This window comes from Nocardia cyriacigeorgica (assembly GCF_005863245.1).
GTDB lineage: Bacteria > Actinomycetota > Actinomycetes > Mycobacteriales > Mycobacteriaceae > Nocardia > Nocardia cyriacigeorgica_C.
On record NZ_VBUT01000009.1, the window covers coordinates 156432 to 174203 of the forward strand.

The 17772-nt window shown below is 66.2% G+C and carries 1 protein-coding gene (cut by a window edge); it reads right to left on the reverse strand.

Annotated elements, in window-relative coordinates:
* Positions 1 to 17079, reverse strand: partial view of an MFS transporter gene (locus FEK34_RS22525; RefSeq protein WP_138450736.1) — the 5' portion only. 14358 nt of this gene lie to the left of the window's left edge; only the first 17079 of its 31437 coding nucleotides appear in the window; it begins with the start codon at positions 17077 to 17079; the stop codon falls past the left edge of the window.
* Positions 17080 to 17772 lie beyond the last annotated feature (693 nt).

Sequence of the window (17772 nt, forward strand, 5' to 3'; positions counted from 1 at the left end):
CGACAGCACGCCCGACCGCGATATCTGCACCGAGAAGGCTCTACCCCGGTGCCATGAGTCGACCGACATCTCCACGATCGCCTCCGCCAACCCGGCGAGCTGCCCGATCTCGTTGTCGGTGCCAAAACCGTGCTCGCGCATGAAGTCCCGCACCATGGCCCCGGCGTCACCCACTGCCGCCCGACTCCGGAGGATGTCCATCTGCCGGTAGTGGACATCCTCGTCGACCTGGAAGAAGTACGGTGCGAAACGCGCCTCCCAGTCCGCGGTGTCGCGTGTATGGCCGACGACATCATCGATGCGCTGGAAATCGGCAACGACGCGGCGCCGATGCTGCGGTATCTCGGCGTGCCAGACACTGGCCATGCTGTCGAGGGCGCGCGCGACATCGGGCGACAACTTGCTGTACCCCTCGTTCGCGACAACCACTCGCATGCCGTCACCGGGCAGTGGCTGGAAGGACGCGCTGATATACGTCTGGTTGGTCCAGCTCAGGGCATCGTCGGCGACGATAGCCAGCGTCGCCGAAACCTCGTCGCGCCGCTCGTCGAGCCACGACGGGGCAGCGGCGTCGACCGCTTCCCGAATACGCGCGAAGAGGTCGTCGTTGGCATACAGCCACAACGCCTTCGGTTGCGGAGTGCCTTCCGACGCCCGCGGTCCGGGCGCCTGACCGGATCGGTCGTCAGACGGCGTGTTGGGGTCGCTGCCAGGGGGGTGGTGATAGACGACAGCGGGATCGAGGCCGTCCGGACCCACCATGCGGGTGGCCATGCTGTTGTGGCGAGGCGGCGCGTCACGGCCGACGAGCCGATGACGTTGTGGGGTGAGCGGGTTGAATTCTGGGCCGGGGTCCTCGTCACGGGGTGTGTGCTGCTGCCGTGGCATGGGAGCGTCTTCACCTGAGGCGGGCAGCGTCTGTCCGGTGCCATCACCTGCGGGCGCGCCAGGAAGAGTGGGTGAGCCTGGTCCCGTCGAAAGCTCTGGGCGAGAGGTAGCATCGCCGGCGTCTGGCAAGAGATAGCCGTACTCGAAGATCTGGTCGCCGTCTTCGACGACTCTGGTGGTCTGCCTGGCGAAACCGCGACCGAGGACGGCTTCGGGTATGCCGGTAACGTTCTCGACCCACAGTCGGCGATTACCACTGGGAGCCAAGAAGATCCCGACATCGACGAAATCGAAGCGCGGCGACGGGTGGTGGCCGATTTCGGCACCGCTGTAGCCGGGATTCCATGAGAGACCGGTGACTCCGTCCGAAATCAATGGGATGTTCACGAATATGTCGTGATCGGACCGATGCTCGTCCATGGTGGCGTCGACGCGCTGAACATGTGGGGCCGCATCGTCGGTCGGTGAACGCTGATCGTCAGGTGTTGTCAGATAGGTATTGGCGGCGTCGTAACCGAGCGGGCTGGCCGATACCGCGCCCTTGATCCAGGCGAGCGATTCTCGGACGGTCTCCGGGAAGTCGATCTGAAAGTGCCTGCGGGCATAGTCGATGGCTTGGTCGCGGCTGTCGAGCATGACAGCTGTTCCGGACAGTTCCGCCAACGCGACTTCGTGCTTCTGTTCGGTCGGCAGCTGCGCGAATTCCTCGTCGGACATCAATGGGCGGTACTCGAATGTCGCGTCGGCGCTCTGTGCGGAGGCACCGGAATTGTCGCCGCTATCGGTGAAACCGTTGCTGCCAGTGGTGTTTCGATCGGCAGATGCCGGCAGCTCACCAAACACACCTGGCCGGTGAGGTTCGGCGGCAAACCATACCGAGGGATTGGGACGGCCCGACGGCCTCGCGATCGGGCTGCCGGTCCAACCCTCGACGTTCTTGCGTTCCGGAATGTCGAGTATCTCGGACGGGCTCGACATCGGTGCGGGGCTCGGATAACGTGCGGGTTCGGGTTCGGCTCCCTTGATTTCACGATTGACCCGCGCCCGCGCCTCGGGCGCAGTGCTTGTCTCTGAGTGCCGATCGGTCACGATAAGACGTTCGACGGCCTGATTCGCGACTGCGTGCCCGCCGGAGGGCGTCGTTCCATGAAAGTCGAGGGTTTCGAACTGCCTGCCGTGTTCGGTGGTCAGCGGAGCGACAAACCGATCGGAGTATGTGCCGTCGGATGCGAGGCGCCGACCGATCTCCTCCTGCGCCTGCCGGATCAGCTCACGCGTTCGGTCGAGGGTCGCTGCGAACTCGAGGGTCGTCGCGTCTGCGACGATCGGATCCGGTAGGTCGATGATGTGCTGGTCGATCCAGTCTTCGCGGTAGCCGGCGCGGCGGAACGCGTCTCGGATCGGTTCGGCGGCTGTCGCGTAGTGCTGCTCCCCGGTGACCGGATCGACCGTGCGGAAATGCTCCCAGTCCACCTGCGCATCGCTGTAGCAAGGGATAATGTAGGCGTCGTCGAGCGAATACGTGTAGCGGGCCTCGCCGTCGGCAGGACGGAACGTGGCATCGCTGGCCAGGTGCCCGCCGATCGGGTCGGTTGTCTTGACTTCGTTGCGCAGGGGTGTGGCGGCGACGATCGCACCAAGGGGCAGCACGACGATGGCGCCGAGCGGATCTGGAAGTCGCGTCTTGTCGCCGAGGGTGTACCGGGTTCCGGCGTAGCCGACGTATTCCTCGAATGTTTCGGTGCCGGTCCAGGTGCCCGGCTTTACGAAGTGAACACCGGCCGAATGGTCGGCCGTCGTGTTGATCACGTCCTCGTGTGCCCCGGAACGGAGCATCCCATCCGCAGCGATCGCGCGGATGTTCGGTGTGAAGTGCAGGTAGAGCGTGTCGGCCCGGTCGACGAAGCGCACGAAGTCCGCGCGCCGCCCAGCCATTGCTTCGACGGCTCCGGCGAGCAGGTCAACCGTGGGAACGGGACGGCCTATGGCTCCGCGTAAGCGTGCCGAGGCCTCGGCGAACCCAGCGATATGGGCGGCCTCTTCATCCCCGAAGACGAATCCGCGCACAGAAGTCTCGGCATAGTTGCGAACGACGACCTTTTCGGTGTTCGCCACGGCTTCGTCGACGAGCCCGCCGATATTCCGGCGGTGCACTCCGCCCGCGACATCATCGACGACCTCGACGCGATCACGTATGCCGCGAATGAGGACCGATAACAAAGGATCTATGGTCTCCGCCGGAATTGCGCGCCACGCGGTCGCAAGGCGTTCACGGGTGGGTCCTGCCTCGGAGCGCACGCCGTCGATAGCGGCTATCAGGTCGGGCACCTTGGGCGCCAACCGTGCGACCCGCAGATTCCTTGCCAAGGAATCGCCCTGATCCTGGGCTGCGCGCCGCAAGGCATCGACGGCACTGCTGTGGAAAAGCGACGAATAGCGGGCTTCCGACTCCAGGCCGGCGAGCCGTTCCCGGCCCGCCGCTTGCAGCGCGGCGACATAGCGATCGGTGGCACGGGGACGAATCGCGGCGAACTTGCCGCGCTCGACCCCAGGCACTATCTCGGCGAGCGCTCGTATCTGGTCCGCGTTCAGTCGCGGCCGCGCGGTGAGTTCACGCAGTGTGGCGATGGACGAATCGCGTTGGCCTTCAGGAGTCTGCGCGTACGCCGCGAGCCGTTCGTCCAAGAAGAGGTTCAGCTCGTCGCGTATGCCGATCAGCGCCGCCACGTCGATCGCACCTCGGTTGTCGGCAACCGTTTCGAGCAGGTTCTCCAGTTCCCGAACCTGATCGGTCAGCTCCGCGACCGTCTCGTTCCGTGCCGCAACCGCTTCCGCCAAGGCTGTCGTATGTTCTGGCGTGAGGGCGAGCTGCTCGGGGGAGGCGATCGGGTCCGGTACTTCCATTGCGGTCGCCGGTTCATCTTGCGTGGGAGCATCTCGGGTCTGGGGGTGGTCGCCGTCGGTGGGGGCGTCTCGTTTCTGTGGGTGGTCGCCGTGTTCGGGGGAGTCACGGGTCGCGGGATCATCTGTCGGGGCCCGGTATTCGCTGGTGGACAACGCGCTGACGGCTTCCGCCGGATCATCGTCGTCGGAAGCCGTGGGTGGGCCTTTGATTTTGCCGTTACGTGGTGGGGGTGCGTCGGGTTGGTGAGGGTGGCGGTTGGTGAGGTTGAACTGTTCGTCGCGGGTGAGTTCGGCGATGTGGATCGCGACGATGTCGTCGGGGTAGGGCAGTTCGTATTCTTCGTGAGTGGCGTCGGGTGTGCGGGCGTGTTCGGGGGTGCGGATGCGGGCACGGGGGATGTGGATGTGGTCGGGGTCGTCGGGGTCGTCGGTGAGGACGCCTTTGGGGCGTTTGATGTTGGTGTCGAAGACGAGGACGGCTTTGTTGCCGATGTTGGTGGCGAAGGCGAGGTGCATTCGCCTCCATTTGCCGTAGTCGACGAGGAATACGATGCTGTCCAGGGGGCTGTCGGGGTTGGTGGGGTTGTTGGGGTTGGCGAGGTGGGCGCGGTTTTCGGGGTCGGCGAGGTATTCGAGTTGGGCTGCGACGGCAGCTTCGGGGCCGGTGTCGAGGGGAAGTTCGATGAATTGGGTGGCGAAGATTTCGGCGAGGTGTTTCGGGTTTTTGTGGCCTCGTTTGGGTGCCGTACCGTGCAGGAGGCCGATTGCTTTGGTGACCTCGGAGACTTGGTCGAAGCAGTCGAGGACCGTGCGCGCTTTATCGCTTCCGAACCGTCGCTTCAGGATCGACCAGGCCGCGATCGCGCCCGTTCCAGCCGCGATGGTTGTCGCCGCCGGTCCCTGTCCCATGAGTTCGAGGGCCTTCCCCCCGGCAAAGGCGCCTAGCCCGGTTGCCGCACTCATCGTCATGGTGCGGACGGCTTGGGCCGTTCCGAATACCCGATCCGGTGTCTTCCGTCGTGTGTAGGTGTTGACGCGTTGCCCGGTGGCGCCGCTGACTGCCCAGCCAATGCTGAACGCTGCCGAAGCGATCCACGGGTCGGAGGTACTCGCCACCACACCGGCTGTCCCCGCCATAGCGGTTGTTCTGGCGACGATCAGCGATTTTATTCGAGCTCTATTGAGCCACTGTGTTGGTATGAATGAACCGGCAATCGTTCCGGTGGGGACAAGGACACCGACGAGTCCCTGCATTTCGGGTGACAAGCCGGAGTTGACAATTGTCGATGTGAATTGGATACCCTGCGCACCGAAAAGTAGGTAATAGAGGCCGTGTGCATTATTGATGCTTCGCATCAATGAGTGATCGTAAATCGTGTGAAAGGCATCGGTCATCGAGCCACGCAGATTGCTGACGAAGGAGTCTTTCTGGCCCGTGCTGCCGGAGTGCTTCTCGTCCGTTCCGGTCGGGATATCTGGGATCCCTGACATCGTCGCCGCATTGACGATGTTCGTCCCGAGATTGAAAAGGGGCGCCAACCACGGGCCGACGGCTACCACCGTCGGCGCGAGCAGTCGTGAGAGTACCGAAGGCCCGTGCGCGCTGAGCGTGTAGAAGCGAGTCAGCCCGTCTTGCGCATTGTCGGCCATGACGTTGAGAACCTTGGCCGAACTGCTGGCATAGAGGTTGGAAAATCCTACTTCTAGGAACGTTGATCCGATGAGTATGGGAACGGTGTAGGGCGTGCCGCTGGCAAGAGCGATCGTTGCGGCGGCTGCCGTGCCGGCTCCACCGAGCGCACTGAACCACATGATCTTTTTCGGGTAGCGATCGCCCAGGTACCCCGAGATCGGTGACAGCACAAATCTCGGGATGCCGGTGATTGCGGTGACCGCACCCGCCACGCCGGGCCCCGCCTCCTCCATCAACCAGAGGTTCAGTGTCGCTCCCGCCACCGCGGCGCCGGTGGTATTGAGCATCTCGGAGCCGAGGCGAATACCGACATTTCGGTCGGCGCGAATCAGCTCCGGCAGCGAGGTGGGCCGTGTGTCGGCCGCAGGCGGCTCGGCGCTGGAAGTTGATGCCGGAGTTGAGGACTCACCAGCATCTGGCGCGTTTACCGGCGGCGCGGGCTCCTGCGGTCCGGACGCCGGCTCTGCCGATAGCTGCGGCTGCGGGGTCGTGCTCGCCTCTGGCTCAGCGGCCGGCGGGGCAGGGAGAGGCTTCGGCTCCGGTTCGAGCGCGTGGTCATGATCGTCCCCGTCGGGGTTGTACGCGGTGACACGGCCGGGATCGAAACCTCCCGGGGGATCCATGACGCCGGGGTGGTGCTGTCGCGCATCGGCTCGTCGCTGGGGGACATCGAGGACCTCTGCCGGCGAACGTGGAACTTCCGGTGCGCGTTGGTCCAGCGCATGGCGGGTCGGCTCTGGATGTACGCCACTGGCGGGTGGCAGTCCGGTCTGGCTGTCCAGCACGCCGGCGTCGATGACACCGACCAGGTGATCGGCGGGAACGTAACCCGGCGCTCTCGAAACATCTGTGTGTAACCGGATTTCGCCGACGGGAACATCCAGCACGATCGCTGTCGAGCCCGGCCCGGTGAAACGCGGGTCACCGTGCGCGTCGAAGCGAATCGGCTGGCCGGGACCGAACAACCGCGCTGTGCCTTGGAGCGCTCCCTGGTCCACATAGCGGAAGCCGTTGTCGATGATGCCCGGGATAGCCCCGGGGTTCCTGGTGATGTGGACAACGCGGACATGGTCTTCGGGCAGGTCAGGGAGTGCCTCGACAGACGTTGCGTATCGGTCGAGCTCGCCTGGACGAAGTTGACGCCGTGAGACGGCGGGCAGTGCGGCGGCCGGGTCGCGTGGAGGTCCGACCGGACCGTCTGACCCCGGAAGTTCCCATGAGCGATCGGAAATCGGCGGCAGGTCGAGCTCGAGGGGCTCCTCACCGCCTATGTCGACCCAGCCGTCATCCTCGGCCGGCAACAGGCCCGCGGCGGTGAAGAAGTCGCCGATGTCGATGCCCGGCGAACGATTCGGCAGCTGGGTGGGCAGCACGAACTCGCGGGTGTCCGATCCGGTGTACATCCGGACGGTCAATGCCTCTGCACCGTCGATGATTTCGTATTTTGCGTAGATCAGCGGATCCTGTGCTGTGGCGGCGGCACCCGCCTGCGCGATGTCCGTGTCGAGTTCGGCGTTCTGCTCGGGCGTCAGATACCTGCGCAGCATCGAATCCCAGACGATGGTGGCGCTGCCGGTTCTGTCCTGGGCGAGCCGGCGGGGCAGCCAGGTGAGAGCGCTTTCCTGGTCGATCGGCATATCGCCGGCGCGCTGAGCGTCGATGAACGAGGTCTGGATTCGGCGCACGGCATCGTTGTCTGTGCCGACAAAGCCCGCGGCGAGGCGGCGCTGATCCTCGACATTGTCGGCCTGTAATGGATCGAGGTCGGCGCCGGCGACTTCGATCACTTGCGGCCGTACGTTGAGCAGGTCGCGAATCCGGTCTACCTGATCGGGCTGGGCCGACCAGCGGTCATCGATGACGGTCGCGGCGTCGGGGTTACCGTATTCGGTACCCGCGAAGCTGTATCGATACAGGTGAGCTCGCGCATCCAGCATTCCGCAAGCGCCGATCGATAACACCCGCAACGGCAGCCCGGTAGCGCTGGCCGCGAGGATCTCCACCGGCAACAACAATCGTCCTCGAGCCGGATCGTTGATCTGAGTGCCGCGCAGCAGGAACGGCGCCAAATCCGAAGCATTGTCGAGGATTGCCTGAAGATAGTCCTGCGCCATCGTTTGCAGATCGGCATCGGTGTGCGCCGGTTGCCCGTCCATGACGGTGTGCCATCGCGCCACGTCGGGTTCCAGACCGGAAAGTGCGCGGTGATGCACGGCCTGGATCAGGCGAAAGACAGGGTGTGACGACGCCTTTCCGCCAGGCGGCGAATGCGGACTCAGAAGTTCTGCGACGATTCCGCCCGCCGCCGCGTTCGCCGCCATCGCCCGCAACAGGTACATCTCTTGTCGGCGGTGCGCCTTGTTCTCCTCGGACAGCGGGGACATCAGAGCGTTGTCCTCTTCGAACCAGGTCAGAGCGCGCTGGATGCCTGCGATGACACTGCGAAGGGCCGGGTCGGAGGGTGCGGGGACCTGAGGCTGCACCGGCTCTGTCGGTTCGGCCTGCACCGGCTCTGTCGGTTCGGCCTGCGCTGGGGCTGTCGAAGGCGGATTCGCCTGGGAAGCGATGCGTGGGTCGGCGGCGGATGGGTGGTGGTCGAGGGCTGGATCGCCCCATTCCCGTCCTCCGGGGTGATGGTGGTTCAGTACGGATGGGTCGAGTCCGAGTGCGCCGGGGACCTCCAGGTGGCGTTTGCGGGTGCGAGGTTCGCGCGCGAAGGGATCTACGGTGTCGTGGAAGGACACGGTTGGGCCCGGGCTTTGTTTGCCGCCGCCAAGGCCTCGCTGGGGAGAGTCCGCGTCGGTGCGCATGAATCCCTGCCGAGGGTCGGCGGGCGCCCGTTCGGGTGATGGCGTGGTGGCGTCGACCCAGACGACGACGTTGGTCGTGTTGTCTGTTTCCCCGGTGGTGTGGGCGTGGTCGTTGACGGCGGCGGCGACGCCCATGTGATCGCCAGGTGACTGTTCGTGCGCCTGCCGGACGATGGCAGCGAGTGCCTCCGGCTGGTACGCGCCCTGCCAGACGCCGTCAGTGGCGAGGAAGAGGTAGCCCTTGCCCTGCAAGGTGATCTTCTTGGCGTGAGACAATGCGCCCTCGAGCAGCGGTCTACCCAGTGACCGGCTGGTCTGCCCGGCGAATGAATGCTTGATCGCTTCGCCTTCGGGAACGCCGTCGGCGATCAGCTTCGGCACGATCGTGTCGTCGACGCTGAGCTTGGCCGGCGGGCCGCCATCCATCGGCAACCAGTACACCCGGGTGTCCCCGGCCCAGTCGAAGGCGAGGTTGCCGCCTTGCAGCACCGTCAGCGCGATAGTGGAGTCAGGGGAATTCGCCTGGCCCGGAGTTTCGGCCAGGTTTCCCACGGCGGTGCGGGCGGCCGACATTCCGCGTCGCACCACGCGAATGGGGTCGAACTCTCCGGTCGAGGCGAGCTGGGTCGACGCTTCCGACATGGCGGCGATGGCCGCACGCACGGCGGCCAGCGCCGCCTGCCCGCCCCGTGCGGAACCGCCGGCACCGTCGGCGACAACGGCGAGGTGAATTGGTTCCTCGCCCTCCAGGTTCACAGTCAGGAGGTCGAAGGCGTCCTCATTGTTGGAGCGACCACCCCGTTCGGCCCCCACACCGATATCGCTGACGCCCGCCATCGGGCCCTCCGCTTTAGCGGAATGTGCGGGCGGAGTCGAGGGTTCATCGGGAGATGCGGTGTCGACCGGCGCCGGAGCAGGACTCGGCTCGGTGCCAGCGGCGGATACCGTGCGCTGGAGATCGGCGACAACTTGCTCGAGGGCTGCGTGGAACCGCTTGTTCTGCATGAGAGACGCGTCGGCGAAGTTCCGCATGGACAGTGGATAGGTGAACTTCTCCGGCTTGTTGGAGAGGCCGGCGATATCTCTGTACAGCCTATGGATTGTTTGCGCCGCGTCGTTCAACGATGGCAGGTGCGGGGCGCGATGCGCGGCTGCCGCGAACGCGCGATCCAGTCGTCGCGACAGGTCGAAGGCGACATCGTGCTGCAAGGTTCGGGTCAGGTAGTACGTCGCCAGCGTGAGGAGGTCGGGCAGTGCAGATCTTTCGACCACATCCTCGGCTCCGTCCTGCACCCATCCGAGGGCCCTGATGGCCCGGCCGACGTCCGGGTCGAAGCCGTTCGCCGACTTGGAGACGAGGTACTGGTCGAGGTACATCGTCCAGTCGGTTCCCTCGGACGTTCTCATATCGAAATGTCGGTCGAGTCTGTGGATCTGGTCGAGAGCCTTGATGAGTGATTTGCTGTGCGCCGACGTAGGTGACGTGTTCGGCGGATGCGGAAATCGGCTCGGCCGTGGCGTGGAGCGTGCGGCCTTCGTCATGGACTCGACGGTGCGCCCGAGATGCATCGGGATGGAATCGAGGAAACTCAACTCTGCGATCGGCGTCGCAAGCCGCTCGGGTTTCATCGATGGACCGAGCGGAAGCGCCCCTGCGATGCTGAACAGTACATTTGCTGCCGAATGCAAGGCCTCGGCTTCTGGGATGCGGTCTGTCAGATCCTGTGCAACCCGGAAAAGCGTTGGGTAGTCGCTGATCTCCCCGGAATATGTTGCCGCCTCGAAATGGTGGATCTGTTCCCACAGCACCGAATTCAGCAAACGCGCCGTGCCGACCGTCAGGAGGACAGGCGGCTGCTCGCCACGCTGGAATGAATCGATCTGCGTTGATATCTCGGCTGTCAGGTCGCCGATGAGCTGCAGTCTTTCTGCGCTGGAAAGATGTGCGGCCCAATCGAGCAGCTCTTGATGGGAGGCATCGAGGGAATGCGGAAATGCTCGTGAAATTGTGGTCGGCGCCGAAGCCGGGTTCACGTCCACCACCGCCCACGGGTTCCCGGTCCGGGGGCTGGGTAAGGCTCCTGGATCAGCCTCGGCCGGCGCGGACTGCCGCAGTTCTGGTGGCAGCGCCGGAACTATCACGGTCGGCGGTGAGAGGGCGGTGGGCTCGCGGCTGACCGGAGTTCCTTGACCCGGTACTTGCGTCGCTTCCAGTCTCCACTGTCGGTCGCCGAGGTCCTGCGTTTTGTCGACCCGGATCCACAGTCCATTCGTCAGCAACAGATGCGGAAGGATCGCCGGAGCAGAGGGCAAGACGAACAGCGGGAACATCGGGGTATCAGGGGAAAGGGTCAGCGTGACCTCGATTCCCGATCCCAGCACCGGCGGGAGCACGCCCATTATCGCCACTTTGAACTCGGGCACATGGAGGATACGGCCAGTTGGGCTCTCGGACATGTCCAGCTCAGCGGAGGAGAGGCCGATACTCACCGTCATCGGCTCCGGCGATGGTCGACGCGCGAGTGCGTGCTGGAGGACTTCGACCGTCCGAGCCATTTCCGGGGTGAATTCGCGTTCTCCCCGCAGGGCACTCTCCAGCGCTCGGACGGATTCGTTTCTCGAGGAGTCGCCGGTGTACGGCCGGAGCGTTTCGATTTCTTCATCGGTCAGCTGCGGCGCGATCTCATCCCAGACCTCGCGCCCGTATTGCAGTCTGGCGGCCCAATCAGTCGAGCCTTTCTTGGAATAGAACAGTGCCGTCGCCGGCTGGGCCGAGCCGGATGTGATCCGCAGGTTTCCGTGTAGCTGGTCGATGCGATGCTCGATCGCCTGACGTTCGGCCCCGGCGGCCGGGTGTCGCGCCTCGACCGCGTGGAACAGATGTGACAGCAGCCGGAAACGATGCGGGTCGGCGTCGGCAGGGCGCCTGAGGTGGTACAGAAACTCGTCGAGCAGCTCACGGACCTCGGTGAGTCGTCGATGTGCCGCATCGGTGCTACTCGGAATGATGCCGCTGCGCGCGAACTCGAGGGATATCCCATTGCGTGCGGAGCGGATTCGCTGCTCATCCAAGACCTCCAACAGACCCGCCACCACCGGGTCGACGGAGGTCTTGTGGGCGTGACTGCTGCGGTCGCCCGTGGGGTTGAAGGCGGTGACCTGGCCGGGGCCGGAGGAGGGTGGATCCATCACGCCGGGGTGCTTCGTGCCGCTGTCCGTGCGATGCCTGGGTGCGTCCAGAACATCCGACGGGGCCTGAGGCACATGCGACGGGTCGATGACACCGGGCGTCGAGGCCTGGGGTTGCGTGAATGAGATGACCGCGTGCGCGTGCTGTGCGTGCGGTCCCGCCAACGACAGGACCTCGACCTCGGTGAATCCGCGGCGGGTCGCCATCTTTCCGGTCCAGGTGGTGGTTCGTGCGGCATCTTCCGGTGTGAGGCCCGCAGCGATGCCCGCGTTGAACGAGACGAGGTTGGAATCCTGGCCGTCGTCGTTTTTCCACACCGCTCGGATGCTGCGCACGTCCTGGCCGATGGCCTGCCACAGATCGTCGAACATCTCGGCGCCGCTCGGTGTGCGGTCGGAGCTCACGACCCGCAGGACGAGGGTGCCCGAACTGTCGACTTCGCCGGAGATCCCTTCGAGAAGCCGGGTGAGGTCTGCGTGGTCGCCGGCGCCGTACCTGTTGACGTAGCGGGTGATCGGAGCTTCCTCGGCCTTCACCCGCAGGAAGTCCATGACCTGCTGGTGCCAGTCGGCGCCGCCGATGCTGTCGAAGGTGGGACGAAGCTCGGCGAACTGCTCGGCGAACGCCTCGATGTCGGTGCGCAGCATGCCGTAGTCGAGGAAGTCGAAGCTGCGCGCGCCGGGGGCGAACGCGAATCGCGTCGCGAGGGGGCCGAGGAGTTGGCGCATTGCGGCGACCGCTGGGTCGTTGGCGTTCGGCTCGGTCGGTGACGGCTCCGAATCGGGGGCGTGATCGTCACCGCTGCCGGTCGGGTTGTATGCGGTCACCATCCCGGGGTCGAAGCGGCCGGGTGGATCCATCACCCCGGGGTGGTGGGATCGGCTGTCGGCTCGGCGCTGCGGAATGTCGAGGACGTCCGCCGGCGAGGTCGGTACCTTCGGCTGGGTGGGGGGCGCGGCGGGTCCTGTCGCTTCGGCCGGTTCGCTCACGCCCTCCGTCTGCGCCTCCGTCGGTACGACCGTCGTAGCGCTGGCTCCAGATCGGGGAGTATCGATGGCAGGCGATGATTCGGTGCTCTCGAGCGGTGCGTGGAATTCGAACCACATGTGCTTACCGCGGTCGTGGACGGTGACGCCGGTATCGTCGGCCAGGATGGCGGTCATGGCCAGTCCGCGGCCGCGGGTCGCTTCGAAGTCCATGAGGTCGCCGGGCTCGGGGACGTAGGTGCTGTCGTCGGAGACGGTGAATCGGAGAACGCGCTGACCGTCTTCGTGGCGTTCGGTGATGGTGAGCAGGACCTCGCCGTTGGTGTGGCGTAGGGAATTGGCGACGTACTCGTCGAGGCCGACTCGTGCGTCGTCGAATCTGTCGAACCAGCTGAAACTGTCGCGCACTGTCTGTGCCGCCCATCGGCGGGTGGGTGGGACAGGGGCGACGCGTTCGCCTTCTTCCCCGATTTGTCCGGGGGCGGTGCCGTCGGCACGGACGACGTGTTGCACCTCGACCGCCGCTGGGGGAGCGGAAGGTCCATCGTCGAGACCGGAGGCCGCCCGTTCGGCAGTCGATGACACGGTGACTACCGTTGCCTGTTCGGCCGGAGGCGCAATGAGTTGACGTTCGGTATTTCTCGTGGGGTCCGCTTCGTAGAACTCCTTCAGGTCGATGGTGGAGCCCGGGAAGCGAGACTTCAGCGCCGCGTCGACAGAGCCCCGAAGCGCTTCGAGCCAGGCGGGATCTTGTGCCGGTAGCGCGTAGATTGTCGTCGCTTCCACCGCCCCGGAGTCGAAACGCCGATACAGCACCGTGAGATGCACGGTGTCACCGCCGATCTCGACACCGATCGACGGCGGCCTCCCGAGTTCTCGCCACATGGCCGGATGGCTCAGGTGGGAGGACTCGATCGCCTGCAACTCGACGGCTGGCGCGGGGCTCGCCGCGCCGGATGCTTCGTCCGCGGTGGCCGGTGTCATTTCCACCCGAATGTCGGTGACCAAGCCCCTGAGCTTGCCCTCGGGCGAGATGCCGTTGCTGCCGTCGTCGATATTGCGAGCGACGATGGTTCCCGAGACATTGTCGGGACCAGCGGATTCGCTGTTGTGCCGTCCCGCGCCCTCGTCGCCGCCGGGTGGGGTGTGGAAGGCCATGGGGCCCTCGACGGGTACGCCCTTCGAGAAGGGGGTGTGGGGGCGGGCGCTCAGGTCGCTGTCGGGGGTGCGGGCGGTGTCCAGGACGGGTGAGGTTGCGGGGTGGGCGGGTCGGCTGCGCGATGGTGGGGTGGTTGCGGCTGGTGTTTCGCCGGGGGGAAGCGCGGGTGCCTGGCGCGATTTGTGGTCGGTGGGCAGGAGCAGGCGGGCCAGGAGGGCGAAGCGGTGTTCGGGGGTGAGGGGGGCGTAGGCGGGGGTGTGGTTGGGGTCGTGGGATTCGCCTGCGAGGGCGGCTCGGGTCGTCAGCAGCTCGAACAGCTTGGGGAGGATGGCGGTGTTGCTGTACCTGCCGCCTGCGGCGAGACGCTTCGCGACCTCGTCGAGCAGTTGCCTCGGCCCGTCCTCCAGGGCGAACGACCAGGCGGATTGCTGGCCGGCGCTCGGCCGGGTCGGCAGATGCATGATGTAGTCGATGAGCTCGGACGCTTGGTCGGCGGCTCGAGCAGCTTGCCGGGGGTCCAGGCCCGCCACACCGTTGCGGGCCGCGTCGGCGATGGCTTGGACGATGTTGTTCTGGTAATCGTCGACGAGGACGGCGAGTTTCGCATCGACGGAGGCCAATTCGGAGCGTTTGTCGAAGGGCAGGCGGGCGCCGGCGTGGCGGAAATCTTGGTAGAGACGCTCGAGATAATCCTTTGTGCGGGGAGGGATATCCAGGTCGTCACGCTGGACATAGAGATTTTCGATACGTTCGAACAGGTTTTTGTTCGTCAGGACGTCACGGTCGTGCCGTGACTTCATACCGGTGATGAAGTCGTCCAGCTCTTCGGCCGCTGCGTTCCGGTTTCCCCTGGGGCGCTTCAGGATTTGCTGCTCGGCGAGCCGCCGATACTCTTGGCCGGATTCGGCGAAGCGGTGCAGGGTGTTGTCGACGGTCGGTTCATCGGGGTTGTCCGCGATCTCGTCCAATTCCGCGTTGTGCTCGGCGATGGCCGCCGCCAGATCTCTTACATATTCGACGCGATCGACCTCGTCCCACCACGGCTCCTCCCACGGCGAGGTGAATGGAAAGGGGTTGGTGCCGCGGATGTTGTGGCGGGTGCCGGGGGTGGAGAGGACAGGCCGGCGGGTTTCGGTCCGCGGCGGAGGGGGCGGGGCGAGCGCCGAGCTGGGGACACCGCCCTGGGTCGTCGGGACGCCGAAGTCCTCCAGGTATTCGAGACTGTCCGGGTTGAGTCCGGGGCGACCGCCGGGGCGCGCCGGTGCGCCGGGAGCCGACTCGTCCGCGTCGGTGGGGTACTTCCGCCCCAGATCCGCCGACAAAGGAACCGATGTCGGACTGGCATCCAGTGAGGTCGACTGCGCGGCCGACAGGCGCGGAAGAGGGGTGATTTCCGGCCCCACCGGTGCTTCCGGCGTCAGTGGGCTGGTCGGGTCGTGTTCTTCCTGGTCATCCGGCGTGAAACGCGGGCGATTGGACCACGAATCGAGCGAGCCGCTGGACGGCACCCTGGGGACGATGGGCGTCCTGTTGCGCGTGTCCTCCTCCGGAGGGAGGGGGATGGCCGGGTTCGTGTAGATGGCCGGCGGCGGCATCGTGTACTCGTCGGGCGGGTCACCCAGCGGAAAGCCGGGAAGGCGCGGGGTTGTGAGGTCGGTGCCGAGCGGGAACTCGACGGTGCTCGGCATGACCGGAGTGAACTCTTCGGGCTCCTCCGGGAGGTCATCCGGATTGCTCGAGGTCCAGCCGGCGGTGGGGGCCGATGTATTCGCCGGGGTTTGCGTGGATGCGCCGGCGATCGGCGTCGTCGGGTGGGAGGCAGTGGGCGGGCGCGATTCCACACCGGGAGCCGGTTGAGGCGGCGGCGCGACCGGAGTATGACCCATGGGTTGGCTGGTGGAGGGCGTGGCGGCCGCAGCAGATGCCACCGGGGGCGCCGGAAGAGGCGGGGCGGACGCCCGATCCGAGGTGGCTGTCGCCTCGCGTGCGCCGTCCGGCGGGATGGATTCCGGGACGACCCCGGACACGTTGTCGGCAGGCGCGTGTCGAACGGCGTCCGGAGCCGCACCAATGGCGGCCGAGGACATGGCTTCTGGGGTGAGTTTCGGTGGAACCGGCTGTGCGGGAGCGCCGGATGTCGTCGCGGTGGGTTCGGGCGCCGAGGCGACGCCGACGTCGCGGGGCGTCGGTTCCGTGAGATCGGGCGCCGTCAGGCCGGCGGTATCGCGGGCAGGGGAGAAGGTACCGCCGGGTATCTGCTGTGCGGGATCCGCCGAAGGTGGCCGCGGGTCCGGCTTCGTGTCGCCGGTTGTCGCCGGACCCGTCTCTCCCGCCGGTGGCTTGGAAGCTGTCGGGCCGGCTGATTCCCCGAGCCGGGTGGTGCCGGGTACCTGTTCGTTGGTTGTGGTGACCGGCTCGGCCGTCGTGGGCCGACTGTTGTTGGCGGTTGTCGCCGGACTCGTCGCTTCGGCCGGGGGCTTGGAAGCTGTCGGGCCTGCTGTTTCCCGGAGTGGGGTGACGGTGGCGTCGGGCGCCTGCTGTGTGGTGGTGGTGTCGGGCTCGACGGTCGTCGGGCGGGGGCTCGGAGTAGGCGATTCGGCAATGACCTCCGGCCGCGCCGAGTTGCTTGCGGTCTCGCCGGCGTCGCGGCCGGCCGGTGTGCTGTCCGCTTGCACCTCGCCATCCGCGGTCACCAGGGTCTCGCTGTCACCGGTGGGCCGTGGTTCGGGAGTAACCGCTGGCCCCACGTCGCCGTCGTCGCTGATCGCGACGGGATCCGGTTCGTCGACCGTCACACCCAGCCGCTCGAGATCGCGCAAGAACGCCGCCTCGAATTGTTCCCGATTCACCGGCGCGGCCTCGGGGATGACGTCCGGTGCCGGCGCCCCGCGTTCGAGCAGGTCCGCTCCACCCGGCGAGCGGTAGCCCAGCGGATCCATCGACGGATGGGCTTGCGGCGTCTCGCCCGGTGCCAGTTCGAGTTTCGGGCGCCACGTGCCGTCGGGGCCGGATTGTTCGAAGACGACGCCGACGGTTTCCTCGACGTGCGGGGTGACTTCCCGGATCCAGTTCTCGACCGCGTTGTCCTCGATGCGGACCCGATCGGGGCCGAGCTGCTTGCCGTGCGCGTCCACCGTCCACTCGACCACCAGGTCGCCGGAGGTGCGGCGGCGGATATTGCCGACCTGTTCGTGAATTTCCACGCGGCCGAGGCTGTTTCGGCTGAATGCCGCGGCGTGCGCGCCGGCTCCGTCTTTGAATTGCAGGCCGCCTGCGACCTTCACATTGTTGTTGGCGACGAAATCGACGAGAGCCTGCGGTGATTCGAAGCTCTGCCAATGGCCGTTGTGGGCTTGGGCGTACACCTCGAGCGCGACGCCTTGCATGGCCGCCTGTTGATTGTCGATCAGCGTGGTGTCGATACCGTCGTATCCGGTTGTCTGCTTCATGTAGGACGCGACTTCGGGTGCGCAATTGCGCAGGCCCTTGTTCGTCTCGTGGGCCGGTACGAAGGTGGAGTCGCCCGGGTTCGGCGGCGGCGAGGGCGCGCTGTCGTTGGTGCGGGCAGCGTCCGGAGAACCCGAATCACCCTGTGCTACTGACACATCTGGTGCCGAATTCGACTCAGGTGCGGCGACGTCGGGTGCCGGACTCGGCTCGGGTGCGACAACGTCCGGCGCCGGCCTCGGCTCCGGCGCCGCCGGACCATCGGCAATGGTCCGCCCGCTCTCGCCGCCTCCCGCGTCCGGTACCGCGCGCACCTGGCCTGGGTCGCCGGAGAGGGGTGAGGCCGGTGGCGCGGTGACATCGGCCGGTCCGGAAACGCGCCCGGTGGCGTCCGGCCCACCCGCACCACGAACCGGCTGCGACGACTCGGCACCGGTGCCCCCGGCCTGCGCCGTCGGACCGTTCCCCGCACCGGTGTTCGGGCCACCCGCGTCCCCGCCCCCGGACACCGTCGACGTAGTGCGCACCGGCGGCACCGCTTCCCGCACACCGACCGACTGCCCAGGCCCCGACCCGGAACCACCGTGCGGCGCCGGAACCGGACGCCCGGAGCTCTGGCCACCCGAACCCCCCGAGTCCGGTGCGGAACGGCCTTGTCCGCCGGACGATTCCGGCCGCCCCTGCCCACCTGCACC